Below are 26260 nucleotides of genomic sequence, written 5' to 3'. Positions count from 1 at the left end.
CGTGTCAGGCCTCCTTTCCTGCCAAGGAGAGGAGGCCGTCATGGTTTCGAGATTTTGGACAGCCGCTCTGATGGCCTTGGTCGTCACTGTCGGCGCTGAGCGCGCAGTCAGCCAGTCCCAAAACGTACCCGTCATCGTGAACAGACTGCTGGAGAGCGTCTGCGTTCCCTACGTCCGGACCGGGGACATGGTGGGCGCGGTGCGCGCGGCCGAGGCGCTGGGCTATCGCCAGGTTGACGGTCGAAGCCACCTCCTTCTCGATCGATCTGTGCCGTCCGGTCAGGTTCTGCTCGTCCGCTCCCAGGGCGGCGGCGTGATGCTGGGGCAGGCCTATCATATTGGGCACTGCGTGATCGGCGTGGAGGAGGGGACCGTCGCCGCCGTCGCCGACGCAGCGGACACCCATCTGGAAGCATTGAGGTTGAGCCGGATTCTGGACGAAACCGGGCGGAATAACGCCCACACTGACGTGGTGGTCTGGATGGACACAAACCCTGCCGCCGATGTTCAGGCTTCAGCCATCCGAGGAGCCAATTTCTCGCCCGGCGCCGAACTCGCCCTGATCTTCAGCGTCGATCCGCACGGGCGCTGACAGGCGCCGCTGACGGCGACGTGACGGCGGTCATGGCCAGCTCCACCACGGCCTTCATCAAACACAAAATGAGCACCGCCGCCGCCGGCGCCGAGGTCTCGCTGAGCCACCACGCCCCGGCCAGCACCGTCACGTGCAGAACCACGATGCGGCCGTAGGGCCGGAACATCTCCATGCCGGGCGAGGACCGGCGCCAGAGACCGCTGGACCACCATTCGCGGATCAGGATCACCACCTGAAGCACAGCCGCCCCCAACACGGCCCAGTGGAAGGTGGGATTGGCGAACACCCGCTCCCACAGCCCGTCCTCGCCGTCGATGATCCTGCTCGCGAGGACCATGGTGAAGACTCCGTGGACCAGGGTGAACAGCCCGTAGTGGACGATGAAGAAGCAGCCGACGCCGATCGTTCCCATCTGCGCCGAACCCGGCGCCAGGGTGTCCGGCTGCCGGGCGGTCAGGATGCGGACCAGACTCATCACCCCGACGATGATGTTCTCGACCCAGTAGAGCATCAGGATCTGCCCGGCGTCCCAGCCCAGCCACAGTACTCCGCCGACCGGAATGAGGTTCAGCAGGACGATCAGCAAAAGCCGCGCCCCGCCCAGCCGCCGTCCCATGCCCGTGATCACATTGCCCGCCATGACGGCACACTGGCCTGTGACGGAGCCGACGAAAAGGGCTTGGACCGCTGACGGAAGATGACGCTCAGAGCGCCTCCAGAAATGTCGGCACGGCCTCAGAGGCCGGACCATAGACGCCTTCGTCGAACCGCCGCCGGCCGGCTGTCGGCTCCAGATTAATCTCAACGGTCCGCGCTCCGGCCATGCGGGCGAGCTGCACGAACCCCGCCGCCGGCCACACAGCGCCTGACGTACCGATGGACAGGAACAGGTCACATTGGCCGAGGGCCTGTTCGATACGCTCCATCTCCAGCGGGATCTCCCCGAACCATACGATGTGCGGGCGTAGCCGGCCGGCTGGATGGTGTGGCGAGACGTGGTCTGGTTCCAGATCGCCGGGACAGTCACAGACCACATCCGATGCCGTGCAGCGCGCCTTTTTGAGTTCGCCATGCATGTGGATCAGCTCGAATCCGGTCGCGGGCGGAACCTCCGCATGGGCGCGGTCGTGCAGGTCGTCCACGTTCTGGGTCACCAGCAGGAAGTCGCCCTCCCATCGCGCCGCCAGTTCCGCCAGGGCCCGGTGCGCAGCGTTGGGATGCACGGTCGCCAGCTGTCGCCTCCGCTGGTTGTAGAAGTCCTGCACCAGCGCCGCATCGCGCGCGAACGCCTCGGGCGTCGCCACGTCCTCGACCCGATGACCCAGCCACAGTCCGTCCGCCGCCCGGAACGTGGGCACGCCGGATTCCGCCGAGATGCCGGCGCCGGTCAGGACGACGAGATTTCGTTTGCTCATGCGGTTTCATAGCATCCCCCGCATGGCCTAGAAGGGAGGCGTTCATTTCTGGAGCCTGCCCATGAAGACCCGCGCCGCCGTCGCATTCGAAGCCAAGAAGCCTCTGGAGATCGTCGAGGTCGATCTGGAAGGCCCCCGCGCGGGCGAGGTGCTGGTGGAGATCAAGGCGACGGGCATCTGTCATACCGACGCCTATACGCTGGACGGGCTGGACTCCGAGGGCATCTTCCCCTCGATCCTGGGCCACGAAGGCGCGGGCGTGGTGGTCGAGGTGGGGCCGGGCGTGACCTCGGTGGAGGTGGGCGACCACGTGATCCCGCTGTACACGCCGGAATGCCGCCAGTGTAAGTCGTGCCTCAGCCGCAAGACCAACCTGTGCACCGCCATCCGGGGCACCCAGGGCAAGGGCCTGATGCCCGACGGCACCAGCCGGTTCAGCTACAAGGGCCAAGCCATCGCCCACTACATGGGCTGCTCGACCTTCTCGAATTACACCGTGCTGCCCGAGATCGCCCTGGCCAAGATCCGCAAGGACGCGCCCTTCGACAAGGCCTGCTACGTGGGCTGCGGCGTGACCACGGGCGTGGGCGCGGTGGTCAATACGGCCAAGGTGGAGCCGGGCGCCAACTGCGTGGTGTTCGGCCTGGGCGGCATCGGGCTGAACGTCATCCAGGGCCTGAAGATGGTGGGCGCCGACATGATCGTGGGCGTGGACATCAACAACGACAAGGAAGACTGGGGCCGCAAGTTCGGCATGACCCACTTCGTCAATCCCAAGGACCACGGGGACATCGTCGCCCATCTGGTCGAACTGACCGGCGGCGGAGCGGACTACACTTTCGACTGCACCGGCAACACCACGGTGATGCGTCAGGCGCTTGAGGCCTGCCACCGGGGCTGGGGCGAGAGCATCGTCATCGGCGTGGCCGAGGCGGGCAAGGAGATCGCCACCAGGCCGTTCCAACTGGTCACCGGCCGGGTCTGGCGCGGCAGCGCCTTCGGCGGCGCGCGGGGCCGCACCGATACGCCGAAGATCGTGGACTGGTACATGGACGGCAAGATCGAGATCGACCCCATGATCACCCACACCCTGCCGCTGGAAGACATCAACAAGGCCTTCGACCTGATGCACGAGGGCAAGAGCATCCGGTCGGTGGTGGTGTTCTAGTTCGTTGCTGAAAGAAACGGACTGCGCTAGCGTCCACCTCCAGGATTAGGGGAGAGCATCATGTTCACGCACATCACCGTCGGCGCCAATGACATCGAGGCGTCGCGCAAATTCTATGACGCGGCGCTGGGCGCGCTGGGCATTCCGGGGGCGCAGGGGCCGGACCCCAAAGGCCGTTTCTGGTGGCGCACGGAGCGGGGCGCCTTCGCCATCGGCAAGCCCATCGACGGCGAGCCCGCCTGCCACGCCAACGGCGGCACCATCGGCTTTCATGCAAAGACGCGCGAGATGGTCCAGGCCTTCCACGACGCGGGCGTTGCGGCGGGCGGCAAGGCCATCGAGGACCCGCCGGGCGAACGCAACGGGCCGTTCGGCACGCTGGTGCTGGCCTATCTGCGCGACCCGTCCGGCAACAAGGTCTGCGCCATGCACAGGCCGAAATGACGCCCCGGCCTATGCAAGATCTGGGTTATGAATGCTCGTTCTGCGGCCAAGGCATTTCGGATGATCAGCCCGCCGTCATTCTGACAGGAACCAACCTCCAGGACTGGAGGTCCGAAACACCGGAGCCCAGGTCCCAGTCCTTGTTCGCTCACTTCGCGTGTCTGGAGGGGTCTTGGAAGGGGTGTTGGCCTTGGGAGCGTGAAGTGCTGTTGAACGAGAGCTATTGATGCAAACCACCAAGACCCACATCGTCCACGGCGGCACGTTGCGCTATTGCCGCCATAACAGCGCGACCACCGGCACGCCCATGACCCTGTCGGTGTTCACGCCGCCGGGGGAGGGGCCGTTTCCGGTTCTGATCTGGCTGTCTGGCCTGACCTGCACCGAGGATAATTTCACGTCCAAGGCCGGGGCCTACCGGGCGGCGGTCGAGCACGGCGTGATCATCGTCGCGCCGGACACCTCGCCGCGCGGAGACGGCGTGGCGGATGACGACGCCTATGATCTGGGGCAGGGGGCCGGGTTCTATGTGGATGCGACGCAAGCGCCGTGGGCCCCGCATTTCCGCATGGAAACCTATGTCACCGACGAACTGGTCGCCCTGATCGACGACCAGTTCCCCACCACCAAGACCCGCTCGATCTTCGGCCACTCCATGGGCGGACACGGGGCGCTGACTCTGGCCCTGCGCCATCCCGAGCTGTTCCAGAGCCTCTCTGCCTTCGCCCCCATCGCCTCGCCGACCCGGTGCGCCTGGGGCGAGAAGGCGTTCACGGCCTATCTGGGCGACGACCGCGCCGAATGGGCGAAGCACGACGCGGCCCTGCTGCTGGAATCCGGCGCGGCGTCGGGGGTCTATGACGACATTCTGGTGGATCAGGGCGACGGCGACCAATTCCTGACCGACCAGCTCAAGCCTGAACTGCTAAAGGCCGCAGCCGACAAGGCGGGCCAGAAGCTCACCATCCGCATGCAGCCCGGCTACGACCACTCCTACTTCTTCATGGCCAGCTTCATCGACGATCATGTGGCTTTCCACGCGGCGCGGCTGAAGGGCTGATCCGAACCGCCCGCCGCGCGTTGGATGTCCATGCGGCGACAGGGGCTATCGCCTCTTTGCCGATCACGGACTAGAAGGGCTTATGCCGGACACCCCGCTTCTCGACACCGTCGCCTTTCCCGCAGACACCCGTGGTTTCAGCGTCGCCCAGTTGCGACAGCTGGCCGACGAGGTGCGAACCGAAACCATCGACGCCGTGTCCGTGACCGGCGGGCATCTGGGTGCAGGCCTGGGCGTGGTCGAGCTGACCGTGGCCCTGCATCACGTGTTCGAGACGCCCAAGGACATCCTGATCTGGGACGTCGGGCACCAGTGCTATCCCCACAAAATCCTGACCGGGCGGCGCGATCGAATCCGCACCCTGCGTCAGGGCGGCGGCCTGTCGGGCTTCACCAAGCGGGCCGAGAGCGACTACGACCCGTTCGGCGCGGCGCACGCCTCCACCTCCATCTCGGCGGCCTTGGGATTCGCGGCGGCGCGGGACCAGAAGAAGTCCGGCAACAAGGTGGTGGCGGTCATCGGCGACGGCTCCATGTCCGCCGGCATGGCCTATGAGGCCATGAACAATGCGGCCGAGACCACCGGTCAGCTGACGGTGATCCTGAACGACAACGACATGTCCATCGCCCCCCCGGTGGGCGGGATGAGCGCCTATCTGGCAAAGCTGGTCTCCGGCGGCGCCTATCAGAACATGCGCCGCTTCGGAAAGAAGATGGCCGAGCACCTGCCGCGCCCGTTCCGCGACGCCGCGCGCAAGGCCGAGGAATACACCCGGGGCATGGTCACGGGCGGCACCTTCTTCGAGGAGCTGGGTTTCTACTATGTGGGCCCTATCGACGGGCATGACATGGAGGTGCTGGTCCCGGTGCTGAAGAACGCCGCGGCCATCACCGACCGTCCCGTGCTGGTCCATGTGGTGACGCAAAAGGGCAAGGGCTATGCGCCCGCCGAGAACAGCGCTGACAAGTACCACGGCGTGGTCAAGTTCGACGTTGTGTCGGGCAAGCAGTCCAAGTCGGTGTCCAACGCGCCCAGCTACACCAAGGTGTTCGGGACCGAGCTGATCAAGCGGGCCGAGCGCGATCCGACCATCGTGGCCATCACCGCCGCCATGCCGGGCGGCACAGGCGTGGACCTGTTCGGTCAAGCCTTCCCCGATCGCACCTTCGACGTGGGCATCGCCGAACAGCACGCGGTGACCTTTGCGGCGGGTCTGGCGGCGGACGGCATGAAGCCATTCTGCGCCATCTATTCCACCTTCCTTCAGCGCGGTTACGACCAGGTGGTCCACGACGTGGCGATTCAGGGCCTGCCGGTGCGCTTCGCCCTGGACCGGGCCGGGCTGGTGGGCGCCGACGGGCCGACCCACGCGGGTTCGTTCGACATCGGCTATCTGGGCGCCCTGCCGGGCATGGTGCTGATGGCCGCCTCGGACGAGGCGGAGTTGGCGGCCATGGTGGCCACGGCCTGCGAGATCGATGACCGACCCAGCGCCTTCCGCTATCCTCGCGGCGACGGGGTGGGGGTGGAGATCCCCGAACTGGCCGCCCCGCTGGAAATCGGCAAGGGCCGCATCGTGCGCGAAGGCACGACGGTGGCGATCCTGTCGCTGGGCACCCGGCTTCAGGAATCGCTGAAGGCCGCCGAGGCGCTGGCGGCGCGGGGCGTGTCCGCTACCGTGGCCGACGCCCGTTTCGCCAAGCCGCTGGACGAGGACATGATCCTGCGGCTGGCCCGGGAGCATGAAGCCCTGATCACGGTCGAGGAGGGCGCCATGGGCGGCTTCGGCGGCTTCGTGCTGCAGATGCTGGCCGAGAAGGGCGCGCTTGACGCCGGGCTGAAGGTTCGCACCCTGCATCTGCCCGACGTGTTCCAGGACCAGGACAAGCCCGAGGCCATGTACAGCCAGGCGGGCCTGAACGCCGACCATATCGCAGCTGCGGCCCTGACTGCGCTGGGTGTGGATGCAGCGAGCGCCAAGGCGCGGGCCTGAGATCGGTTTCCCTCTTTGGCGCCGGAAGACAGAAGCGTCATAATCGCTCACGATTTGTTACGGCGCGGCGTGGCCTTTGCTGCACTGCCGCGCTAGCTTCGCGCCGGCTCAGAGGCGGGGACCAACCCCGCCCATTCCATAGACTGAACTCAGGATCGACGCAGACATGACCCAGTGGGTGTACGGCTTCGGCGGCGGCTCCGCCGACGGCGACGCTTCGATGAAGAATCTCCTCGGCGGCAAGGGCGCAAACCTGGCGGAGATGTCCTCCCTCGGCCTTCCGGTGCCGCCCGGCTTCACCATCACCACCGAGGCCTGTGTCCACTATTTCTCCAAGGGTCAGACTTATCCCGACGATCTGGACGGCCAGGTGAAGGCGGCGCTTGAGACGGTCGAAAGCCTGACCGGCAAACGCTTCGGCGACGCGGCCAATCCGCTGCTGGTGTCGGTGCGCTCGGGCGCCCGCGCCTCCATGCCCGGCATGATGGACACGGTGCTGAACCTGGGCCTGAACGACCAGACGGTGGAGGGGCTGGCGGCCCTGTCCGGCGACCGCCGCTTCGCCCTGGACAGCTACCGCCGCTTCATCACCATGTATTCCAATGTGGTGCTGGGCATCGGCCATGACCTGTTCGAGGAGGTTCTGGACGACCACAAGGATCGCCTCGGCGTGTCGGTCGACACCGAGCTGACCGCCGAAGACTGGGAGAAGGTCGTCGCCGACTACAAGGCCGTGGTCGAGCGTGAGCAGGGCGAGCCCTTCCCGCAGGACCCCGCCGCCCAGATGTGGGGCGCCGTGGGCGCCGTGTTCGACAGCTGGATGAACGACCGGGCCAAATTCTATCGCCGCATGCACGACATCCCCGAGAGCTGGGGCACGGCGGTGAACATCCAGTCCATGGTGTTCGGCAACATGGGCCAGACCTCGGCCACCGGCGTGGCCTTCACCCGCAATCCGTCCACGGGCGAGGCGCGGCTGTACGGCGAGTTCCTGATCAACGCCCAAGGCGAGGACGTGGTGGCCGGAATCCGCACGCCCCAGTCGCTGACGAAGGCGGGGCGCGAGGAAATGGGCGAGAGCGCCCCCTCCATGGAAGAGGCCATGCCGGAGGTGTTCGGCCAGTTCGTGGACGTGGTGGGCAAGCTGGAAAGCCACTACCGCGACATGCAGGACATCGAGTTCACGGTCGAACAGGGCCGGCTCTACATGCTGCAGACCCGCAACGGGAAGCGCACCGGCAAGGCGGCGCTGAAGATCGCCGTGGACCTGGCCGCCGAGGGCGTCATCAGCCAGGAAGAGGCGATCCAGCGGGTCGATCCCTCGGCGCTGGATCAACTGCTGCACCCCACCCTGGACCCCAAGGCGCATCGCAACGTCATCGCCGCCGGCCTGCCCGCCAGCCCCGGCGCAGCCACGGGCGAGGTGGTGTTCGATTCCGATGAAGCCGAACGACTGGGCCAGCTCGGCGACGCGGTCATTCTGGTGCGCGAGGAAACCTCGCCCGAGGACATCCACGGCATGCACGCGGCGCGCGGCATCGTCACGGCGCGCGGCGGCATGACCAGCCACGCGGCGGTGGTGGCCCGCGGCATGGGGCGCCCCTGCGTCTCCGGCGCCGGTGAAATCCACATCGACGAGGAGGCGGGCCTGTTCCGCGCCCGGGGCCGCGAGTTCCGGGCCGGCGAGATCATCACCATCGACGGCTCGAAGGGCGAGGTGCTGGAGGGCGCGGTCGACATGATTGAGCCGGAGCTGACCGGCGACTTCCAGACCCTGATGGCCTGGGCCGACGCCGTGCGCCGGCTGAAGGTGCGGGCCAATGCGGAGACGCCGCTGGACGCGAAGACCGCGCGCGGCTTCGGCGCCGAGGGCATCGGCCTGTGCCGCACCGAGCACATGTTCTTCGACGAGACCCGCATCGCCGCCGTGCGCGAGATGATCCTGGCCGACGACGAACAGGGCCGCCGCGCGGCCCTGGCCAAGATCGAGCCGTTCCAGAAGGCGGACTTCACCGAGCTGTTCCAGATCATGGCCGGCCTGCCGGTGACGATCCGGCTGCTGGACCCGCCGCTGCACGAATTCATTCCGCACTCGGACGAGGACATAGACGCCCTGGCGGCGTCATCGGGTCTGGACGCGGCCAAGCTGAAGCGCCGCGCCAAAGACCTGGCCGAGACCAACCCCATGCTGGGCCATCGCGGCTGCCGCTTGGGCGTGGCCTATCCCGAGATCTATGAGATGCAGGTGCGCGCCATTCTCGAGGCCGCGCTGGCCGTGAAGGCTGAATCCGGCGCCGCGCCGACCCCGGAGATCATGCACCCGCTGGTGGCTCTGGGCCTTGAGATGAAATACCTGCGCGAGCTGACCGACCGCACTGCCGAGGCGGTGTTCGCGGCGGCGGGAGACCGGGTCGACTATCAGGTCGGCACCATGATCGAGCTGCCCCGCGCCGCCCTGCGCGCCGGGGATCTGGCCGAGAACGCCGCGTTCTTCAGTTTCGGCACCAACGACCTGACCCAGACCACCTTCGGCATCAGCCGCGACGACTCCGGCCGATTCCTGCAGGCCTATATGGACAAGGGCATCTTCGAGACCGATCCCTTCGTGCGGCTGGATCAGGACGGCGTCGGCGATCTGATCCGCATCGCCGCCGAGCGGGGCCGGGCCGTGCGGCCGGATGTGAAGCTGGGCATCTGCGGCGAGCACGGCGGCGACCCGTCCTCCATCGCCTTCTGCGAGGATGCCGGTCTGGATTACGTCAGCTGTTCGCCCTACCGCGTGCCCATCGCGCGGTTGGCGGCGGCCCAGGCGGCCCTGCACGCCAAGGCCGGGACCGAGCGCGAAAAGGACCGCTAGCGGCAGACGGTTTCAAGCCAGGCGATGTCCCAGGGCTTGGGCGGCGCGGTCTGTCCCCGCGCCGCCAGCGCCGTCTCCAGATACAGCGGCCCCTCTGACGGCGTGACTCGCATGTCCGCCTCATAGAAGGGATGGGCCTGCGCCTCTTCGAGGGAGACAAACGCGGCGCCCTTGCCGCGATACAGCGCCAGCACCTGCGGCAGCATCCGCGCGTGAAACGCCCCGGTGTGCAGCAGCAGGACATAGGGAATGTCCTCACCATAAAGCATCTGGGCCATGGCCCGAGAGTGCTCGAACGCGGCCTCGGCGGCCTCCATATAGGCGACCTCCATCCGGGCGATGGCGGCGTCGTCGCCCTGCGCCCGGCAGCGTACGTAGGGCTCGGTCCAGGCCCAGTCGTCAAAGCTCATGGTGACCGAGGCCACCCGGTAGCCCCGCTGATCCAGAAAGCCCCGGATACGGTCCCGCAGCGCCGGGTCATCACCCTCGGCCAGGAACGGATAGCGGAACCAGCGCCAGTCCCGCTGCCCCATCAGCACGGCCAACAGCGGCTCGTTGTGCAGGATTTCCGCATCATAGGCCTCGGCCCCGATGGCGTTGGGGTTCTGGTGCGTCCAGGTGTGGTTGCCCATGGCGTGACCCGCCGCCCGCCACAGATCCAGCGCCGCGGCGGCGTCCGGATTCTGCTCGATGGAGCCGCCATTGATGAAGATGGTCGCCGGGGCGTCGCCCGCCTCGCTCAGCGCCGCGATCATGCGGGCGGCTATACCCACATAGGTCTGGCCCTCGGGCACGGGGCCATGAACCGGCGCGTCGTCGATGGTGATGGCGATCTGCTGCGCCCCTGCGGCGGCGGGCAGGCACAGGGCGGCGGCCAAAGCGATCAGGGGCGCGAACAGGGCGAGGCGCATCAGTCTTCGTGCGTCAGAAACAGCGTCAGGTCCACCGCTTCGCCCATGGCGCGGTAGCCGTCGATAGAGGGGTGCAGGCCGTCGAGATCGTACTCGGGCTGCACGTGCGTGGGCCGTTCCGGGTCGCGCATGACCGCGTCGAAGTCGATCACCGCGTCCACATTCCCCGGCGTCCGGAACCAGGCGTTGATCGCCTGCCGGTCCGCCTCATTCTGCGCGTCCGGGTGATAGTAGTCCGAAGCCCCATAGGGCGTGATGGTGGCGCCGATGACGGTGATGCCCCGCGCCCGCGCCCGGGCCGTCATCTGGGCGTAGGCGGCGATCATGTCGGCGACCAGTTGGGCGTGAGCCTCCGGCGTCGCAGGCGCATCGCGGGTCAGCACGCCCAGATCGTTGACGCCTTGAAAAATGATCAGATGGGTTACGCCCGTCTGGCCCAGCACGTCCCGCTCGAACCGCGCCAGGGCGTTGGGCCCCAGCCCGTCGCGCAGCACCCGGTTGCCGCCGATGCCGTGGTTCAGCACGCCGAGGTGCGCCGTGCGCGGATCGGCCTGCAGACGCTCGGCCAGGAAGTCCGGCCAGCGGGTGTCGGTGTCCACTTCGACGCCATAGCCGTCGGTGATGGAGTCCCCCAGCACCACGATCGCCCCGGCGTCCGGCGGACCCGGCACGTCCACGCCGGCCAGCAGATACCAGCGGGTGAAGGTGGTCTCGTCGGCCAGGGCGGCGGCGGCGGTCTGATCCCCCGGCGCCATGCGGCTGGTGGCCCGGGCGCCCGGATGGGCGGTCAGGCGCTGCGGCGCGTCCGCCACGTGCAAGGTGACGGCCAGGTGGGACAGGGCCTCCGCCTCGAACACGATCGGGTCTGAGACGAACTCGGCCCCGGCGGGGACCATCACCTCGGGCCGGCCGGCGAAGGTCAGGGGCGTCGTGGTCTCCGGGTCGATGGTCGCCCCGTCGCGCGTGACCGGCCGGCTCACTGCGGCGCGGGTGATGCGAAGCGGCCCGTCGCCGAAGACGTTGGAGACCCGCACCCGGATCCGGTCGCCGGATGCGGTCAGGCGAACCACCTGCCGCAAGGTGACGTCGTCCAGGGCGCCGTCGGGCAGGGCGTGTTCGTTCTCGGCCGCCATCAGGGACGACGCCCAGGCGCCGATCCATCGTCCGCCGTCCGCCAGGGCAGGGACCGGCGTCAGAATGAGGCCGATTGCGGCGAGCGCGCCCGACAGGCGCCGTCTGGAGATCATGGCCGTCCTCCCGCGCCGCGCGCCGCGATCCGGCGTCGTGATAGCGCTATCATTCGCCGCAGCGTCCCGTTTTCCGCAGGGATCGTCAAGGCGGCCTGACCGAACGGCGTGTGTGGCTTCCGCGCCACTGTTACGCTTGTGTAATCGTTCGGCCTTGGAACCGCCCCAAGGCGTACCTACTTGAACACTCGCTGGGATTAAGGGGCTGGCGACCAAAGAAGTCGCTGCTCACGGAGTGTAACGAAATGAAAACGATTCTTCTCTCTACCGCCGCTATCGCCATGTTCGCCGCTGCGCCTGCGATGGCTCAAAGCTGGCCCGCGCCCGAATACTATGGTTCGCTGGGCTATTCGCACCTGGAAGCTGATGGTGTGGACGCCGACCTGGGCGCCGTCACCGGTCGCTTCGGCGCCAAGCTGACCCCGTACTTCGGCTTCGAAGGCGAAGGCTCGTTCGGCGTGCGTGATGACGAAGTCACCATCGCCGGCGTGACCGCCGACATCGAGCACAACTACGACCTGGCCGCCTACGGCGTCGCCTTCCTGCCGGTCAGCCCGAACTTCGAGCTGTTCGGCCGCCTGGGTTACGGCACCACCGAGCTGGAGGCCTCGGCCGCCGGAGTCACCGCCACGGCTGACGGTGAAAGCTGGAACTACGGCGTCGGCGCCAACTACTTCTTCGACGGCCAGAACGGCGTCCGCGGCGACTGGACCCGTCGCGACTTCGAGGATGACGGCGGCGAGGCCGACGTCTGGTCGGTGAGCTACATCCGCCGTTTCTAAGGCCTGATCGGTTGAGGCGGGGTCGCTTCGCGATCCTGCCGACGCCGTGAATCAGGCCTCGGATAGACCTGGACCGATCCCGGTCCAGGCTGGATGACATCGGGGCTCCGGCGACGGAGCCCCGCTATCGAGCAGGAAAGGCGCGCTTCGGAGAGGAAGCGCGTCTTTCTTTTTGTTGGGCGCTAACGCTCGCGACGCGGTCGCTCGCTGCTTGAGCGCATTATGGGGCGCTAACGCTCGGCCCGCGGGGCCTCGCTGCTTGAGCGCGGGCCGCGCGCCGAGCGGTAGGGGAAGCGTCACGCCCTCAAGTCGCGAGCGATCGCGTCGCGAGCATAGGGCAAGCATCACGCCCTCAAGCCGCGAGCCTCCGCGAGGCGAGCATAGGGCAAGAATCATGGCCAATCCTCCGCCTTCCCGGGCGGAATCCCCTCGTCTTCACGCCACGCCTCCCGATTGGCCTCAAGGGTGATTTCGTCCAGCCGGAACAGAGGCCTCAGCCGCCCGTCCTGATCCCAGAATTCATCCGTCCAGGCGTGCTTGCGCATATAGTCCCGGTCCGCCGCCGCGACCTCGGGCGCCAGCCGGTCGGCGCGCCACTCCAGCACGAAGCCCGCATGCCACAGGGGAACCTCATGCAGCGGCCCGCCCTGCATGGCCTCGGCCAGCTTTTCGGCCAGCTTTTCGGCCAGCAGCCGGGTCTCGTCCCGGCGGGCCCGGAACGCGCCCATGGCCCGCCGCGCGCGACTGTCCCATCCCTCCACCGGCTCCGGCTCGGGATCCCCGGCCCGCAACCGCCGCCAGCCCTCGGACGCCCGCCGCCGCCACAGATTGGCCAGCCCCACGTCATACCGCTGCGCCAGCGAGGCGGCCGTCTCCCCCTGCTCCCATCCCCGCCGCACCTCGGCCCAGGTGTCCTCGCTCCTGATTTTCGGCGGCTTGCGCGCGGGCCTGTCGTATGGATCGTGCATGCCGGACAGGGTGCGGCGCCGAAACGTCAGAACCGGACGTAATCCTCCCCCTTGGGGGTGGAGGAGGAGCGGCGGAGGCGATCCGACGACGGGACCATGCGCAGCATGGTGGAGGGGGCGTATCCGCGCGCACGCGGCCTTTCCCACCACCCAAAGCCCGTCATTCCCGGCCTTGTGCCGGGAATCCAGACGCGCGGACCGGTCAGGAGGAACCCCGCCCCTGTCGGAGTCTATGGACCCTCGGGACAAGCCCGAGGGTGACGGAGACCACAGGATTTCAGCCGCTCGGTCGTCCCTCTCCCGATGGGAGAGGGCTGCGCGCACGGATGCGCCAGCATCCGTGTCTCCTCCCCTGCGTCGCAGGGGAGGGGGACCACAAAGTGGTGGAGGGGCCGGTCGCTGAAAGCGACCGGAGCGCGCGCAGGGTGAGGGTCCGGTGGTCGCCTTCTGATCCGCTCGACCCTCAACCCCCGCGCCAGGACGAAGCCGCGATGCGCCTTCGTGCGCGGGTCCCCCTTCTCCCATCGGGAGAAGGTCAGGAGAGCCCGTCCGTCCCGCGCCTGTCACTGCGGCAGGCGGTCGGCGGCGCAGGCGGGACAGAAGCCGTGCAGCGCCATCCAGGCCTCGGTGACGGACCGGGCGGTCTGGGTCGGCCCCTTGAAGGCGACGGCCGGTTCGGCGAAGCCCAGCTCACACCAGTGATTGTCGTCCTGCCCCATCCTCCCACCTTAGCGGGTGGCGGGTCAGGGGTCAGCCCTTACCGCAAGTCGTCTTTTCGATGTCGTCGCCATTCCCGTCGAGAAGGTGGGAGGCAGGCCACCGACCACTGGTTGATAAAAATCGCATCTGCTGGAATTGACCTTGACCGTTCGTCCGCAGCGCCGTCATATCTCCCCCTCTTTACGCGTTAGGGTCGTTAGTCCGCTTTCGGTCCTGTGTCGGGCGTTTCGCCAGACCATATGTTATTGGGAGCGTTAATCGGTAGGAACGGGTCACGAGAGCTCATCTCTCGTCGCAAGCTCCTCGCCTTCGGCCGATGACCTCTCGCAACCCGTTCCTACCTTCTCAGGTAAAGAGCCTCATTGTCGGAAGAGCTTGCCCAACTATATGCCGACATAGAGGGGCGTCCGACGAGATTTCGGCCACCCTTCAAATCTATATTTTTCTGTGGCGGAGAGATGCTGGAGCCTGATGTTCGGGGACCGGCCAAGAGCCTCCGCGATTATCTTTGCCGTACAAGATCATTAAAGTTGAAGGCGAAAATTGTATTCGCAGAGAGCGCAAATAAGCTCTATCGCGACACAAATTATGACGATCTTATTTCATTTGAGGAGGACATAGCGCGGATCGCGTCTTTGGTTCTCGTTATATCTGAAAGTCCCGGCTCTTTGGCGGAACTCGGGGCTTTCTCAATGAATGACACTATACGGCCGTCGCTCCGTGTGATTTCTCAGACGAAGTACGAAGAATCGGAATCGTTTGTGCGGTTCGGTCCAATACAAAAGGTCATGGATGAAGACGAGGATTTCGTCGCCTTCTATCCGTGGACGACGAATGGGCAGGGGCGCTTCGTTCGCCGATCCGCTACCCCGCATTACAAGGAAATAAAATCGTTCATATCAGCAAATGTTGATGCAGTACCTGCCAGCCGACAGTTCCATCTGGAGTACGAAGTCAGGAAGTTCTTTGTCGTATACTGGACTTTGTATCTCGCTTACGCCGCCTCCATCAATGTTATGCTGACCGCTGTAAGGCGAATATACGCTGACATGACGCTGTCCGATCTTAGAGATGTCTTATTCTGCCTCAAGGTTGTGGGGTGGATTGATCGCCAAAAATACTCCAACAAGGAATACTACTTCGCTTTGGGGAATGGAGACCCCTTGGAGTATCGCTTTTCCGGCGATCTCGTGGACAAAGACATCCTGGGTCGACGCCTTCGGGTCCGCGAGGATTTCGAGGGTGCGGAAAAATTGCCTGTCCACATAAAGAAGGTCGTGGCCGAGCGACGGGCAAAGTCCAAATGAGCTTGATCGACGAAATTTCTGCGTTGATGGAGGTAGGGCCTGCTGATGTCGCCCGTTTTTTGTATGCGGCACCGGCTCGGTACAAGGTATTCGATATCCCCAAGCGAAATGGTGGAAGCAGGACAATTGCTCAGCCTTCTGCAACGCTAAAAACAATTCAACGATATCTGCTAGCAAGCAAGTTACGCGCAGCTCCTGTCCACCCCGCAGCGACGGCGTATGTCACGGGCAAAGGCATTATTGACAACGCGGACGCTCACAAGGCGAACAGGTATATCCTCAAATTGGACTTCACTGACTTTTTCCCTAGCATCAAGGTCAAGGATTGGCGCAACTACGCGAGAAGCGGAACATTTACTGAGATCCTTATCGAGGACTCTACAGCATATGAGCGGATACTGTTTTGGGGAGACGGAGGGTTTTCACCTAAATGCCTCTCCATAGGAGCACCAACGTCACCGCACGTCTCCAATATGCTGATGTATTCGTTCGACGCTGATGTTAGCCAAGCAGCGAGCGAGCGCGGGGTGATCTACACGCGTTACGCGGATGACCTCACGTTCTCGGCGAACTCACGAGCTGCGATCCTAGACACGGAGCGGCACGTCACCCAGCTCGTAAGGAAGATGCGATCCCCAAACTTGAGCTTCAATGAATCGAAGCGGGGTCTCTACGGTCCCGGAGAGCGTCGGATGGTGACTGGGCTAATTATCACGCCTGAACGACGCGTCTCGCTTGGCCGAGATCGAAAACGCCTTATTTCTTCGATGGTTCATCGTGCTTCGCTGGGTCAACTCGACGTCTTGCAACTCAGCCACTTGAAGGGCCAGTTCGGTTTCGTGATCGCTGTAGAAGCCACATTTCTCGACACCCTAAGGGCGAAGTACGGCAGTTCCGTTATTGATCGAATTCTTGAATTCGATCCTCCGGCGCGTGTTCGGGACTAGGCCCGCCATATTACTGCGTCGGCCGAGCGACCTGACTACTGCGGAGCTCAGCCCCCTACAACCGCCCCTTCCTGAACGCCTCCGCCGACGCCGCGCGCGCCGCCGCGCGGTCCCGCTTGGGCGCATCCTTGTCCACGGCCTCGCCCGGCGCCGTCAGGGCCTCGTTGGCGAATTCCAGGTCCATGAGCTTCATGTGCTTGATCTCGTCGCGCAGGCGGGCGGCTTGCTCGAACTCCAGGTTGGCGGCGGCCTCGCGCATGCGGGATTCCAGGTCCTTGAGGGCGGCCTGGAAGTTTGTGCCGACGAAGGGTTTTGAGTCCTCCTTGACGCCCGGGGCGGTCAGCTTGTCCAGGGCGCGGGATTCGTAGGGGCTCTCGATGATGTCCTTGATGTTGGACTTGACGCTTTCGGGCGTGATGCCGTGTGCGGCGTTCCAGGCCTGCTGCTTCTCCCGCCGGCGGTCGGTCTCGGCCATTGCGCGCTCCATGGAGCCGGTGATGCGGTCGGCGTAGAGGATGACGCGGCCGTCCACGTTGCGGGCGGCGCGGCCGATGGTCTGGATCAGGGAGGTCTCCGAGCGCAGGAAGCCTTCCTTGTCGGCGTCCAGAATGGCGACCAGGCCGCACTCCGGAATGTCCAGGCCCTCGCGCAGCAGGTTGATGCCCACCAGCACGTCGAATGAGCCCAGGCGCAGGTCGCGCAGGATCTCGATGCGCTCGATGGTGTCCACGTCGCTGTGCATGTAGCGGACGCGCACGCCCTGCTCATGCATGTATTCGGTCAGGTCCTCGGCCATCTTCTTGGTCAGGACGGTGACGAGGGAGCGGTAGCCGGCGCGGGCCACGTCCTTCACCTCGGCGATGACGTCGTCCACCTGGGAGAAGCCGTCCTTCGAGACCGGGCGCACGTCCACCGGCGGGTCGATCAGGCCGGTGGGGCGGATGACCTGTTCGGTGAAGACGCCGCCGGTGCGGTCCAGCTCCCACGGGCCGGGGGTGGCGGAGACGTGGACGGTCTGGGGCCGCATGGCGTCCCATTCCTCGAACTTCAGCGGGCGGTTGTCGATGCAGGAGGGCAGGCGGAAGCCGTATTCGGCCAGGGTCGCCTTGCGCCGGTAGTCGCCCCGGAACATGGCGTTGATCTGGCCGATGGTGACGTGGCTCTCGTCCACGAACAGCAGGGCGTTGTCGGGGATGTATTCGAAGAAGGTGGGCGGGGGCTCGCCGGGGCTGCGGCCGGTCAGCCAGCGGGAGTAGTTCTCGATGCCGGCGCAGGAGCCGGTGGCCTCCATCATCTCCAGGTCGAAGCGGGTGCGCTGTTCGAGGCGCTGGGCTTCGAGCAGCTTGCCGTTCTCGACCATCCAGTCGAGGGTCTCCTTAAGCTCGGCCTTGATGCCGGTGATGGCCTGGTTGAGGGTGGGGCGCGGGGTCACATAGTGGCTGGCCGCATAGACGGTGACCTCCTCCAGATCGGCGGTCTTCTTGCCCGTGAGGGGGTCGAACTCGGCGATGGACTCGATCTCGTCGCCGAACAGGCTGATGCGCCAGGCGCGGTCCTCCTGGTGGACCGGGAAAATCTCGATGGTGTCGCCGCGCTTCCTGAACATGCCCCGGTCGAAGGCGGCGTCGTTGCGCTTGTACTGCAGGGCGATCAGATCGGCCCGCAGCTTGGCCTCGTCGATGGTCTGGCCCACCTTCAGGTCGAAGGTCATGGCGGTGTAGGTCTCCACCGAGCCGATGCCGTAGATGCACGACACCGAGGCCACCACGATCACGTCGTCCCGCTCCAGAATCGCCCGCGTCGCCGAGTGCCGCATGCGGTCGATCTGCTCGTTTATGGAGCTGTCCTTCTCGATGTAGGTGTCGGTGCGCGGGACGTAGGCCTCGGGCTGGTAGTAGTCGTAGTACGAGACGAAATACTCCACCGCATTGTCGGGGAAGAAGCTCTTGAACTCGGAATAGAGCTGGGCCGCCAGGGTCTTGTTGTGGGCCAGGATCAGGGCCGGGCGCTGGGTCTGTTCGATGACCTTGGCCATGGTGAAGGTCTTGCCCGAGCCGGTGACGCCCAGCAGCACCTGATCCCGCTCGCCGGCCTCGGCGGTGGCGACGAGCTCGGCGATGGCGGCGGGCTGGTCGCCGGCGGGCTCGAACGGGGCCACCATGCGAAAGGGCGTCTTCACCCGCTTGTCCGGGCGCGAGGGCCGGTGAGGGGTCCAGTCGGCGTCCACGCCCGGCGCGATCTCCGGCGTCAGGCGCGGGCCGGTGACGGGCGCGAACATGGGCATTTTCCCGCCCTTGGGCGGCGCGTCATGCACGAACGTCCCTGACATGTCGGACATGCCCGGAGTGTGGACGGGCTTGGCGGATTTCGAGGGAGAACGGGCCATGAACGCCAAGGTAGTGACGCGGGAGGCGGACGGCTAGGGGGATGATAAGCTGGGCGCCCCGACTCACCCGGAGGTCCCATGCGCGCCCTCGCACCCCTGTTGCTGATCCTGCTGCTGGCCGGGTGCGGGCGGTTGCTGCCCGAGCCGCAGCCCTATGGCCCATACCAGCCTGGGCCGACGCCGTCAGGTGCGCCGCCGGCGTCCATCAGCGAGGTGCTGATCGACCGGCCCATCGACGGGGGCACGCGGGAGGCGGTGCTGGGCGAGGGCGGCGTACTTGGCCGGTGCCTGGCCCAGCTGTCGGCGGCGGACGTGCGGTTCAGCACCCGGCCGGACGAGGCGCGGGGCGGCAGCTGCGGCCTGTACGACGCCGGGACTCTGGGGCCCGACATGGGCACGGTGGCGCGCATGACGCCCGGCGACCCGGTGGTTACCTGCCAGACGGCCCTGGCCATCAGCATCTGGCGGCGCCAGTCGGTGGAGCCCGCCGCCCGCGAAATCTTCGGTCAGGATGTTGTATCCATTGACCATTTCGGCACCTACGCCTGCCGCCCGGTGAACAATGTGGCGGGCAACCGTCCCAGCGCCCACGGCCTGGCCGCCGCCCTGGACTTCTCGGGCGTGCGCCTGAGGGACGGCCGCCGCATCACCGTGGCCAGCGACTGGAACGGAAACGGCCCGGAAGCCCGCTTCCTGCGCCGCATCCGCGACGACGCCTGCCGGGTGTTCGGGACCGTCCTGAGCCCCGACTACAACGCCTTCCATGATGATCACCTGCATCTGGAGGCGACGGGGGGCCGGGCGTTCTGCCGGTAGATTTCAGACTCTGAAAAAGAGGGTCTGAATGGTCTGAAACGTCTGAAATCGGGTCCGGGCGTTGCACTGCCGGAGCGAAAAACAGTGCAATCGGAGTCTAACGCCTTGTCATCCCGGAAGCGCCGCAGGCGCTATCCGGGACGGGACGGCGCCCTCATCCCTAGGCCCGGACGCGATCCGGGCCGAGGGTTCCCGGCGCCGGTCGCCCGGCTCAGCCTCGCGGCTGTCCGGGCGGGGTGGCCGATAGCGTCGCCGGTCCCGGCGCTCCGCTGCGCGTCGGCCGGGATGACAAGGGCCGCGAGACTCCGGATGCGAAAAACAGTGCAACGGGAGTCTCACGAGGCCCCGCTTTCACGTCCCCGGCGCATCACACCCCTCCACCGCTCATCCCGGCGAAGGCCGGGATCCAGATGCGATGGCGCGGTCCATGACGTGGTCGCAGGGTGGATGTGCGACGCCCCTGACACCCCGCCCTATGATCTGGATCCCGGCCTTCGCCGGGATGAGCGGTTGGGGGTGGGGATAGGTTGACTCCCTCGTACAGTATGCCGCATACACTGTGTGGCACACACTATGTGACGTCAGCGGAGATGGCTTGTGGGCGAGGGTGAGCTGTTTGAGGCGATGCGGCTGGAGCTGCGGCGGGGGTCGCTGGTGCTGGCGGTTCTGGCGCGGCTCAGGACCGAGCAATACGGCTATTCGCTGCGGGTGGCGCTGGGCCAGGACGGGATCGAGATGGAGGAGAGCACCCTCTATCCCCTGCTGCGGCGGCTGGAGAGCCAAGGGCTGCTGACCAGCGAATGGCGCGAGGAGGACCGGCGAAAGAAGCGGTTCTACCGGCTGTCGCCGCTGGGCGAGACGATGCTGGCGCGGCTGGCGGAGGAATGGCGGGGCCTCTCGGCCTCGCTGGAGCGGATGCTGTGAGCGGCGCCGGGTTCAATCAATCAAGGGATGGAGGGCGGGGCATGACCCTGACGGAGAAATATCTGAAGGCGGTGGCGGCGCAGTTGCCGGCGGCCGGGCGGGAGGACGTGATCGCGGAACTGCGCGACGCGCTGATGAGCCGAATGGAGGACCGGGAGGCCGAGCTGGGCCGCCCGCTGACCGAGGCGGAGGAGGAGGCGGTGCTGCGCGAGATGGGGCACCCGCTGGCGGTGGCCGCGCGCTTCGGCGCCGGGCCGCATCACGTAGTGGGGCCGGAGCTGTATCCCTGGTGGCTGTTCGGGGTGAAGACGGCGCTGACGGTGCTGGCGATCATCACCGTGATCGGGGCGGTGGTGCGGGTGCTGGTGGGCGAGGTGGACGGGGCCCAGGCCTTCGGCCAGGCGATCCACGGCCTGCTGTGGAGCGGCATGATGATCGTGGGCTTCGCCACCGTGGCGGGCTTCATCATCGAGCGCATGAAGGACAAGCCCTCCTTCCTGACCGAATGGCGGGCGCGGGATCTGGGCCTGTTCGAGATGGGGGTGTTCTCCAGCGCCTGGGCCGGCAAGGCCGCGGACATGGTGGGCGGCGAGCGGGCCGACGGGACGAAGGAGACGGCCGCGTCGTGGAATGGAACGGGCGCCATGTCGCCGACGGCGCGAGCGGTGGCCTCGGGCGTCGCCTGGGGCGTGTTCGTGCTGTGGTGGATCGGGGTGATCGGGGGCGAGATCCGGCCGGGTGTGATCGGCGGCGAGCTGATCGTGGACGGGGTCGATTACGGCCTGTTGGTCAACGAGACGATCGCCTGGATCTGGTGGCCGATGCTGGCCTTCGGTCTGGCGCGGGCGGCCTTCCACCTGATGCGGGCGGCCATGGGGTCGCCGGTGCGGTTCACGGCGTTCGGGGATGTGGCGTTCAGTGTAGCCAGCCTGGGCTTCATCGGCTGGTTCTGGCTGTATTCGCCCATGGCGCCGGTGGTCGCGGTGGATACGGCGCAGGCCTTCGTGGACCGGGTGCGGATGTTGTGGAGCACGGGCGAGCTGGTGGTTCCCACGGGGCTGATGCTGGTCACGGCCCTGATCTTCCTCGCCGAGGTCTTCACCCTGCTGGGGGCGGCCGGGCGGTTCGTGACGGGCGTGGACCGGCGCGGGTGACGCCTTGCCACGGTCGCCCCGGCGAGGCATCACCGGCGCCTGTTCAAGGGGAGACCGATCATGCGCAGCGACGTCAAGGCGACCATCATCATCACCGGCGTGATCGTGGCGATGATCCTCGGCTTCCTGGTGGGATGGCCCCAGTACAATGTCTATCGCAAGCAGATGCAGGGCCGCGCCGCCTATGAGCAGGCGGTGCAGGACCGGCGCATCCGGGTGCTGGAGGCGCAGGCGGCGCTGGACTCGGCCCAGCTGACCGCCGAGGCGGAGATCGCCCGGGCGCGCGGCACCAACGAGGCCAACCGCATCATGGCCGAGAGCCTGGGCGGGCCGGAGAACTATCTGCGCTGGTCCTACATCCACATGCTGGAGGAGACCGCCGGGCAGGGCGACCGCCAGGTGATCTACATCCCCACCGAGGCGGGCATGCCGATCCTGGAGGCGGGGCGGCGGCCGGGCGCGAACTGACGACGCTTAAGCATTGGGCAATCGCGGCGTGCCATGAGAGACGCGAAGGGCGTCTTGAGGGTTTTCACGCGTGGTCGATGTCGTGGCGACAATGCCGCCGGAGGCGGTGGGCTGGGACGCCCTGAGCCGGGCGGTCTGGCTGTTCGATCCGGTGAGCTGTCGGGGGCTGTACGCCAATCCCTACGCTCTGGAGCTGTGGGGCGCCGATAGCCGCGAGGAGCTGCTGGCGCGGGATTTCTCGCAGTTGTCGCCGGCGGTGCGGGCGCGAACGGACCGACTGGCCCAAGCCACGGCGGGCGGCGCGGTGGTCACCGAGCGCTGGACCTTTTATCCGAACGGCGAGCCGCTGACGGTTCAGGCGGCTATCTCGACATTCCGCATGCCGGACGGGCGGGCGGTGCTGCTGTTCGAGGCGGCGCCGGAAGAGACCAACGAGGGCGAACGCCGGGCCGTCGAGGCCTTGAGGCACACCTCCAGCATCATCACCCTGTTTGATCGCGAAGGCCGGGCGGTGTTCAGCAATCCGGCCGCCTTCCGCACCTATGGGCCCGGGGAGCTCGGCTTCGCGGAACGGTTCGCGGAGCCCGACGCGGGCGCGCGGATGCTGGCCCGGGCGACGGCGGGCGAGGCCTGCGCGGACCTGCGCCGGGTCACCACGCCGGATGGCGAGCGCTGGCACTATCTGGACGCGCGGCCGGTGACCGATCCGGCCACGGGAACGCCTGGGGTGCTGCTGAACGAACAGGACGTGACCGCCCAGATCGAGGCCGAGCGCGCGGCCCGGACCGCCGAGCAGCGGGCCGGACTGGCCGAGGCCCGGCAGCGCTTCCTGGCCAATATGAGTCACGAGCTGCGCACGCCGCTGAACGCCATTCTGGGCTTTTCCGCCGTGCTGGAGGCGCGGGTGGACGATGAGGACCTGCGCGGGCAGGCGCGGCGCATCGGGGCGGCGGGCGAAACCCTGCTGGGCGCCGTCAACGACATGATCCTGCTGGCCGCTCTGGACGCGGGCGAGGTGAGCCTGAAGGCCGAGCCGTTCGAGCCCGAGGCTGTGCTGCGCGAGGCGGCGGATCGGTTTGCGCGCGAGGCGGCGGACAAGGGGCTGGCCCTGACGGTGGAGGCGGGCGCGGTCGCCGCCGTCGAGGGGGATGCCGAGCGGCTGGGGCTGATCCTCGACCATTTCGTGGGCAATGCGGTCAAGTTCACCGAGACCGGCGGGATCGTGATCCGGCTGGAAGGCGCGGCGCGGGGTGGAGGGGCCGAGCTGACGATTTCGGTGAGCGACACCGGGCCGGGTATCGACGAGAACCGCATCGCTGCGCTGTTCGACCGCTTCGTGCAGGCGGACGACGGCGCGACCCGGCGCAAGGGCGGTGGGGGCCTGGGTCTGGCGGTATGCAAGGAGCTGGCCGATTTGATGGGCGGAACCGTGCGCGCCTCGATAAGCCCCGGCGGCGGTTCGCGGTTCGAGCTGAGCGTCTTTCTGCCACTGGCCCAGGCCGCGGGCGTAAAGGTTGACGAGGCGGGCGATGGTGGTCCGCTGCGGGTGCTGTACGCCGATGATCACGCCAGCAACCGGGCGGTGGTGGTGGCGATGCTGGCCAGCCAGGGGCACGCCTGCGACACGGCCGATGACGGGGTCCAGGCGGTCAAGGCGTTCCTGGGCGGAACCTATGACCTGGTGTTGATGGACATCCAGATGCCCGTCATGGACGGGGTCGAGGCGGCGCGCACGATCCGGGCCCTGGGCGGGGCCGGGACGACGACGCCCATCGTGGCGCTGACCGCGAATACGCTGGATTCCCAGGTGCGGACCTATCTGGAGGCCGGCATGCAGGACTGCATCGCCAAGCCGGTGATGATGCCCGAGCTGCTGGCCAAGACCGCCGCCTGGGGCGCTCGTGGTCGCCGGGAGTCTGAACCCGGCGCCTGCGCCACGGCCTGATCCGGGCCCGCGCAGGGTCCGGTGGGAACCCCCCAGCGGGCGAGGGATTGAAACAGGATCGCGAACCAGGCGGGGGCCATGACGATTCTGAGTTTCCAACCCTATTGCGGAGCGGCGCCGGACCCAGGCGCCGTGTGGGCTGCGTGGAATCTGGACCCGGTGTTGATCGGCGCCCTGATCGCAGTGGCCGTGGCCTATGGCATGACCTGGGGCCGGGATGCCTCGACGCGCGAGCGGCTGGTGTTCGGGGCTGGATGGAGCTTGTTCTTCATCGCCTTCGTGTCGCCCCTGTGCGCCCTGACCTCGGCCCTGTTCGCTGCAAGGGTGGGGCATCATGTGGCGGTGCTGACGCTGGGGGCCGGGCTGCTGGTGGTGGCGGCGCCGCGTCAGCGGCTTGAGCGCCTGTTCGGGGGGCGGGCGCTGTTGTGGAGCGCCACGGCCGCGCAGGCGATCCTGCTGTGGTTCTGGCATGCGCCGGGGGCCTATGGCTGGTCGCTGACCGGCGACATTCAATACTGGGTCATGCAGACGGGCCTGATCGGCGCGGCGCTGATGTTCTGGCGCGGGGTGCGGCTGGCGCCGATCCAGCACGCCTTGCTGGCGCTGATCGCCACCATGGTGCAGATGGGCGCGCTGGGCGCCCTGATCACCTTCGCGGGTGAGCCCCTGTATGCGCCCCACTTCGCCACCACCCTGGCCTGGGGGTTGACGCCGCTGGAGGACCAGCAGGCGGGCGGGCTGATCATGTGGGCGCCGGCGGCGGGCGCCTATCTGGCGACGGCGCTGATCCTGCTGATGCGGCGGGTCGGCTTCGGCGAGGCCGATGCGGGCGAGCGGGTCGCATGATCACGCGGCTGAGGGTCTGGGCCGACAGCCACACGTCGGAGGGCCGCTGGTCGCCAGTGGCCATCACCTTTCACTGGACCATGGCGGCGCTGGTGCTGTTTCAGCTGGTGTGGGGCTGGTGGACGTCGGGCATTCCGGTGGGCGGCGACAAGGTGGCGGCCTATCAGCTGCACGCTGATGTGGGCCTGCTGATCCTGCTGCTGGCCGTGCTGCGGGCCATCTGGCGGCTGATGATCCCGGGCCCGGTGAATGACGCGGACGAGCCAGGCTGGGAGAGCCAGGTGTCGCGGCTCACGCACTTTCTGTTCTACATCTTCATCGTGGGCCTGCCCCTGTCGGGCTGGCTGATGCTGTCGGCCACGGCGCCGGAGATGCAGCTGATGCTGGGCGGGGTGATCCCGGCGCCGCGCCTGCCGGTGGGGAGCCTGTCGCAGGAAGGGCTGTGGCAGGTGCAGTGGGCAGCGGAACGCATCCACTTCTTCATGATATGGGGCATCACCTTCCTGATCATGGGCCACGTGGCGGCGGCCCTGAAGCACTATGTGTTCGACAAGGACAATGTGCTGCCCGGCATGCTGCCCATCGCCCACGAGCTGGACGGCGAGCCCATCGAGGTCATTCCGGAGACGGATGAGGAAGAGATGCCGCGTAAGCGGAAACCGCCGCGATCTGGTCGTCGGAAAGCGGCCGGCTGACGGCGCCCATGACGTCGCGCGGGTCGTTGTGGCGTTTCGCCGACCGCCAGAGACGCAGCTGGGCGGCCAGATAGGCGGGTGACTGGCCTGTCAGAGGCGGGTTGCCGCCGCCCAGACCCTGGCCGTCCGCGCCGTGGCAGGTCGAACAGGCGGCGACGTTCTGATCCGGCAATCCCTGATGATAGAGGGCGCGGCCCTGGGCGATCCGGTCGGCGGCCGGCGAGACGGCGGGGGCAGCGGCGCGGGGCGGCATGTCGGCATAGTAGCGGGCCACGCGAGCGCGGTCGGCGTCGGAAAGGCGCCGGGCGATGGAGGACATGGGGTCGTGGGGCCGCAGGTCCGAACCGTAGTCGTTGAGCTGCTTGAGGATGTAGCCCTCGTCCAGCCCGGCGATACGCGGCGTTTCCGCGCCGTCGCCCTGGCCGTTCATGCCGTGGCAGGTGAAGCAGGCGGCCTGCGCGCCCGCGTCTCCGCCGGACAGGGCGACGACTTCGCCGGTGGCCACGAAGGGGTCTTCATACTCGTCCACGCCCGGCGCGCAGGCGGCCAGGGTCGTCGCGGCGAGGAGGGCGGGTAGGGCGCGGTACGGCATCGCTTGGCCAACGCCGGGTG

The 26260-nt window shown here is 67.1% G+C and carries 24 protein-coding genes; 16 read left to right on the top strand and 8 right to left on the bottom strand.

Translation table 11 applies throughout. The features are described from left to right. Positions 1-40: 40 nt before the first annotated feature. Positions 41-592 carry a hypothetical protein gene (locus tag ACI8U3_RS13180; protein WP_415015335.1) on the top strand — a complete coding sequence of 184 codons (552 nt, stop codon included), beginning with the start codon at positions 41-43 and terminating at the stop codon, positions 590-592. On the opposite strand, the gene ACI8U3_RS13175 is transcribed toward ACI8U3_RS13180, so the two are convergent. Both ACI8U3_RS13175 and ACI8U3_RS13170 read right to left on the bottom strand, forming a co-directional pair. Continuing rightward, on the bottom strand, positions 567-1235 hold the full coding sequence (locus ACI8U3_RS13175; RefSeq protein WP_415015334.1) for a DUF6498-containing protein: 669 nt from the start codon (positions 1233-1235) through the stop codon (positions 567-569). The genes ACI8U3_RS13180 and ACI8U3_RS13175 overlap by 26 nt on opposite strands. A 64-nt stretch (positions 1236-1299) precedes the next feature. After that, on the bottom strand, positions 1300-2010 hold the full coding sequence (locus tag ACI8U3_RS13170; RefSeq protein WP_415015333.1) for an NAD-dependent deacylase: 711 nt from the start codon (positions 2008-2010) through the stop codon (positions 1300-1302). A 61-nt stretch (positions 2011-2071) separates the two neighbouring features. Between ACI8U3_RS13170 and ACI8U3_RS13165 the strand changes: the two genes are divergently transcribed. The 5 genes from ACI8U3_RS13165 (at position 2072) to ppdK (ending at position 9532) form a co-directional block, all read left to right on the top strand. Further along, entirely contained in the window at positions 2072-3178 is a 1107-nt protein-coding gene (locus ACI8U3_RS13165) for an S-(hydroxymethyl)glutathione dehydrogenase/class III alcohol dehydrogenase (RefSeq protein ID WP_415015332.1), read from the top strand. 60 nt (positions 3179-3238) lie between these two features. Further along, on the top strand, positions 3239-3622 hold the full coding sequence (locus tag ACI8U3_RS13160; protein WP_415015331.1) for a VOC family protein: 384 nt from the start codon (positions 3239-3241) through the stop codon (positions 3620-3622). Between the two features lie 226 nt (positions 3623-3848). Next, on the top strand, positions 3849-4682 hold the full coding sequence (gene fghA / locus ACI8U3_RS13155) for an S-formylglutathione hydrolase (protein ID WP_415015330.1): 834 nt from the start codon (positions 3849-3851) through the stop codon (positions 4680-4682). Between the two features lie 82 nt (positions 4683-4764). Next, entirely contained in the window at positions 4765-6675 is a 1911-nt protein-coding gene (dxs, locus tag ACI8U3_RS13150; protein WP_415015329.1) for a 1-deoxy-D-xylulose-5-phosphate synthase, read from the top strand. A gap of 166 nt (positions 6676-6841) precedes the next feature. Then, positions 6842-9532 carry a pyruvate, phosphate dikinase gene (gene ppdK, locus ACI8U3_RS13145; RefSeq protein WP_415015328.1) on the top strand — a complete coding sequence of 897 codons (2691 nt, stop codon included), beginning with the start codon at positions 6842-6844 and terminating at the stop codon, positions 9530-9532. Here the strand turns inward: ppdK and ACI8U3_RS13140 are convergent. Both ACI8U3_RS13140 and ACI8U3_RS13135 read right to left on the bottom strand, forming a co-directional pair. Beyond that, entirely contained in the window at positions 9529-10443 is a 915-nt protein-coding gene (locus tag ACI8U3_RS13140) for a polysaccharide deacetylase family protein (RefSeq protein WP_415015327.1), read from the bottom strand. The genes ppdK and ACI8U3_RS13140 overlap by 4 nt on opposite strands. Continuing rightward, positions 10443-11690: an SGNH/GDSL hydrolase family protein gene (locus tag ACI8U3_RS13135; RefSeq protein ID WP_415015326.1), complete on the bottom strand. Its 1248-nt coding sequence runs from the start codon at positions 11688-11690 to the stop codon at positions 10443-10445. Before ACI8U3_RS13135 ends, ACI8U3_RS13140 begins: the two co-directional genes overlap by 1 nt. 245 nt (positions 11691-11935) lie before the next feature. Here ACI8U3_RS13135 and ACI8U3_RS13130 point away from each other — a divergent pair, with 245 nt between their 5' ends. Further along, complete coding sequence (locus ACI8U3_RS13130; RefSeq protein WP_415015325.1) at positions 11936-12472, top strand: porin family protein; 537 nt, start codon at positions 11936-11938, stop codon at positions 12470-12472. 392 nt (positions 12473-12864) lie between these two features. Here the strand turns inward: ACI8U3_RS13130 and ACI8U3_RS13125 are convergent, their stop codons facing one another. Continuing rightward, the gene (locus ACI8U3_RS13125; RefSeq protein WP_415015324.1) at positions 12865-13440 is read right to left on the bottom strand and encodes a hypothetical protein; all 576 of its coding nucleotides are present in this window, start codon (positions 13438-13440) and stop codon (positions 12865-12867) included. Positions 13441-14003: 563 nt separating this feature from the next. Further along, positions 14004-14159 (bottom strand): hypothetical protein, encoded by a 156-nt coding sequence (locus ACI8U3_RS13120; RefSeq protein WP_415015323.1) that lies wholly within the window; start codon positions 14157-14159, stop codon positions 14004-14006. 363 nt (positions 14160-14522) lie between these two features. Between ACI8U3_RS13120 and ACI8U3_RS13115 the strand changes: the two genes are divergently transcribed. Next, positions 14523-15467, top strand: coding sequence for a retron St85 family effector protein (locus ACI8U3_RS13115; protein ID WP_415015322.1), 945 nt, complete (start codon positions 14523-14525; stop codon positions 15465-15467). Between the two features lie 2 nt (positions 15468-15469). Continuing rightward, a complete protein-coding gene (locus ACI8U3_RS13110; RefSeq protein WP_415015321.1) occupies positions 15470-16414 on the top strand; it encodes a retron St85 family RNA-directed DNA polymerase in 945 nt (314 codons plus the stop codon). A 55-nt stretch (positions 16415-16469) separates the two neighbouring features. On the opposite strand, the gene uvrB is transcribed toward ACI8U3_RS13110, so the two are convergent. Next, complete coding sequence (gene uvrB / locus ACI8U3_RS13105; protein WP_415015320.1) at positions 16470-18800, bottom strand: excinuclease ABC subunit UvrB; 2331 nt, start codon at positions 18798-18800, stop codon at positions 16470-16472. A 78-nt stretch (positions 18801-18878) separates the two neighbouring features. On the opposite strand from uvrB, the gene ACI8U3_RS13100 reads away from it, so the two are divergent. The 7 genes from ACI8U3_RS13100 to ACI8U3_RS13070 all read left to right on the top strand — a co-directional run bounded on the left by ACI8U3_RS13100 (position 18879) and on the right by ACI8U3_RS13070 (position 25648). After that, positions 18879-19616: an extensin family protein gene (locus ACI8U3_RS13100; RefSeq protein WP_415015319.1), complete on the top strand. Its 738-nt coding sequence runs from the start codon at positions 18879-18881 to the stop codon at positions 19614-19616. Between the two features lie 624 nt (positions 19617-20240). Next, positions 20241-20540 (top strand): PadR family transcriptional regulator, encoded by a 300-nt coding sequence (locus ACI8U3_RS13095; RefSeq protein ID WP_415015350.1) that lies wholly within the window; start codon positions 20241-20243, stop codon positions 20538-20540. A gap of 41 nt (positions 20541-20581) precedes the next feature. Next, positions 20582-21694 (top strand): HAAS signaling domain-containing protein, encoded by a 1113-nt coding sequence (locus tag ACI8U3_RS13090; RefSeq protein ID WP_415015318.1) that lies wholly within the window; start codon positions 20582-20584, stop codon positions 21692-21694. A 60-nt stretch (positions 21695-21754) separates the two neighbouring features. Continuing rightward, positions 21755-22162, top strand: coding sequence for a hypothetical protein (locus ACI8U3_RS13085; RefSeq protein ID WP_415015317.1), 408 nt, complete (start codon positions 21755-21757; stop codon positions 22160-22162). A gap of 70 nt (positions 22163-22232) precedes the next feature. Then, positions 22233-24107: an ATP-binding protein gene (locus ACI8U3_RS13080; RefSeq protein WP_415015316.1), complete on the top strand. Its 1875-nt coding sequence runs from the start codon at positions 22233-22235 to the stop codon at positions 24105-24107. Positions 24108-24185: 78 nt separating this feature from the next. Beyond that, positions 24186-24953 (top strand): cytochrome c oxidase assembly protein, encoded by a 768-nt coding sequence (locus ACI8U3_RS13075; protein ID WP_415015315.1) that lies wholly within the window; start codon positions 24186-24188, stop codon positions 24951-24953. Then, the gene (locus ACI8U3_RS13070; protein WP_415015314.1) at positions 24950-25648 is read left to right on the top strand and encodes a cytochrome b; all 699 of its coding nucleotides are present in this window, start codon (positions 24950-24952) and stop codon (positions 25646-25648) included. Before ACI8U3_RS13075 ends, ACI8U3_RS13070 begins: the two co-directional genes overlap by 4 nt. Here ACI8U3_RS13070 and ACI8U3_RS13065 read toward each other — a convergent pair. Further along, the gene (locus ACI8U3_RS13065; RefSeq protein WP_415015313.1) at positions 25569-26240 is read right to left on the bottom strand and encodes a c-type cytochrome; all 672 of its coding nucleotides are present in this window, start codon (positions 26238-26240) and stop codon (positions 25569-25571) included. The genes ACI8U3_RS13070 and ACI8U3_RS13065 overlap by 80 nt on opposite strands. Positions 26241-26260 lie beyond the last annotated feature (20 nt).

The sequence above is a fragment of the Brevundimonas sp. genome, from assembly GCF_047617075.1.
Taxonomy (GTDB): domain Bacteria; phylum Pseudomonadota; class Alphaproteobacteria; order Caulobacterales; family Caulobacteraceae; genus Brevundimonas.
The sequence above is the reverse complement of the archived record's forward strand: the minus strand, read 5'-3'. Positions and strand labels throughout refer to the sequence as shown.

Excerpts from the sequence above, each read along its gene's own strand:
- ACI8U3_RS13065 (WP_415015313.1), bottom strand. The coding sequence starts at position 26,240 with ATGCCGTACCGCGCCCTACCCGCCCTCCTCGCCGCGACGACCCTGGCC.
- fghA (WP_415015330.1), top strand. The coding sequence starts at position 3,849 with ATGCAAACCACCAAGACCCACATCGTCCACGGCGGCACGTTGCGCTAT.
- ppdK (WP_415015328.1), top strand. The coding sequence starts at position 6,842 with ATGACCCAGTGGGTGTACGGCTTCGGCGGCGGCTCCGCCGACGGCGAC.
- ACI8U3_RS13180 (WP_415015335.1), top strand. The coding sequence starts at position 41 with ATGGTTTCGAGATTTTGGACAGCCGCTCTGATGGCCTTGGTCGTCACT.
- ACI8U3_RS13100 (WP_415015319.1), top strand. The coding sequence starts at position 18,879 with ATGCGCGCCCTCGCACCCCTGTTGCTGATCCTGCTGCTGGCCGGGTGC.
- ACI8U3_RS13160 (WP_415015331.1), top strand. The coding sequence starts at position 3,239 with ATGTTCACGCACATCACCGTCGGCGCCAATGACATCGAGGCGTCGCGC.
- ACI8U3_RS13170 (WP_415015333.1), bottom strand. The coding sequence starts at position 2,010 with ATGAGCAAACGAAATCTCGTCGTCCTGACCGGCGCCGGCATCTCGGCG.
- ACI8U3_RS13085 (WP_415015317.1), top strand. The coding sequence starts at position 21,755 with ATGCGCAGCGACGTCAAGGCGACCATCATCATCACCGGCGTGATCGTG.
- ACI8U3_RS13090 (WP_415015318.1), top strand. The coding sequence starts at position 20,582 with ATGACCCTGACGGAGAAATATCTGAAGGCGGTGGCGGCGCAGTTGCCG.
- ACI8U3_RS13075 (WP_415015315.1), top strand. The coding sequence starts at position 24,186 with ATGACGATTCTGAGTTTCCAACCCTATTGCGGAGCGGCGCCGGACCCA.
- ACI8U3_RS13175 (WP_415015334.1), bottom strand. The coding sequence starts at position 1,235 with ATGGCGGGCAATGTGATCACGGGCATGGGACGGCGGCTGGGCGGGGCG.
- ACI8U3_RS13125 (WP_415015324.1), bottom strand. The coding sequence starts at position 13,440 with ATGCACGATCCATACGACAGGCCCGCGCGCAAGCCGCCGAAAATCAGG.
- ACI8U3_RS13120 (WP_415015323.1), bottom strand. The coding sequence starts at position 14,159 with ATGGGGCAGGACGACAATCACTGGTGTGAGCTGGGCTTCGCCGAACCG.
- ACI8U3_RS13095 (WP_415015350.1), top strand. The coding sequence starts at position 20,241 with ATGCGGCTGGAGCTGCGGCGGGGGTCGCTGGTGCTGGCGGTTCTGGCG.
- ACI8U3_RS13130 (WP_415015325.1), top strand. The coding sequence starts at position 11,936 with ATGAAAACGATTCTTCTCTCTACCGCCGCTATCGCCATGTTCGCCGCT.
- dxs (WP_415015329.1), top strand. The coding sequence starts at position 4,765 with ATGCCGGACACCCCGCTTCTCGACACCGTCGCCTTTCCCGCAGACACC.
- ACI8U3_RS13070 (WP_415015314.1), top strand. The coding sequence starts at position 24,950 with ATGATCACGCGGCTGAGGGTCTGGGCCGACAGCCACACGTCGGAGGGC.
- ACI8U3_RS13140 (WP_415015327.1), bottom strand. The coding sequence starts at position 10,443 with ATGCGCCTCGCCCTGTTCGCGCCCCTGATCGCTTTGGCCGCCGCCCTG.
- ACI8U3_RS13165 (WP_415015332.1), top strand. The coding sequence starts at position 2,072 with ATGAAGACCCGCGCCGCCGTCGCATTCGAAGCCAAGAAGCCTCTGGAG.
- uvrB (WP_415015320.1), bottom strand. The coding sequence starts at position 18,800 with ATGGCCCGTTCTCCCTCGAAATCCGCCAAGCCCGTCCACACTCCGGGC.
- ACI8U3_RS13135 (WP_415015326.1), bottom strand. The coding sequence starts at position 11,690 with ATGATCTCCAGACGGCGCCTGTCGGGCGCGCTCGCCGCAATCGGCCTC.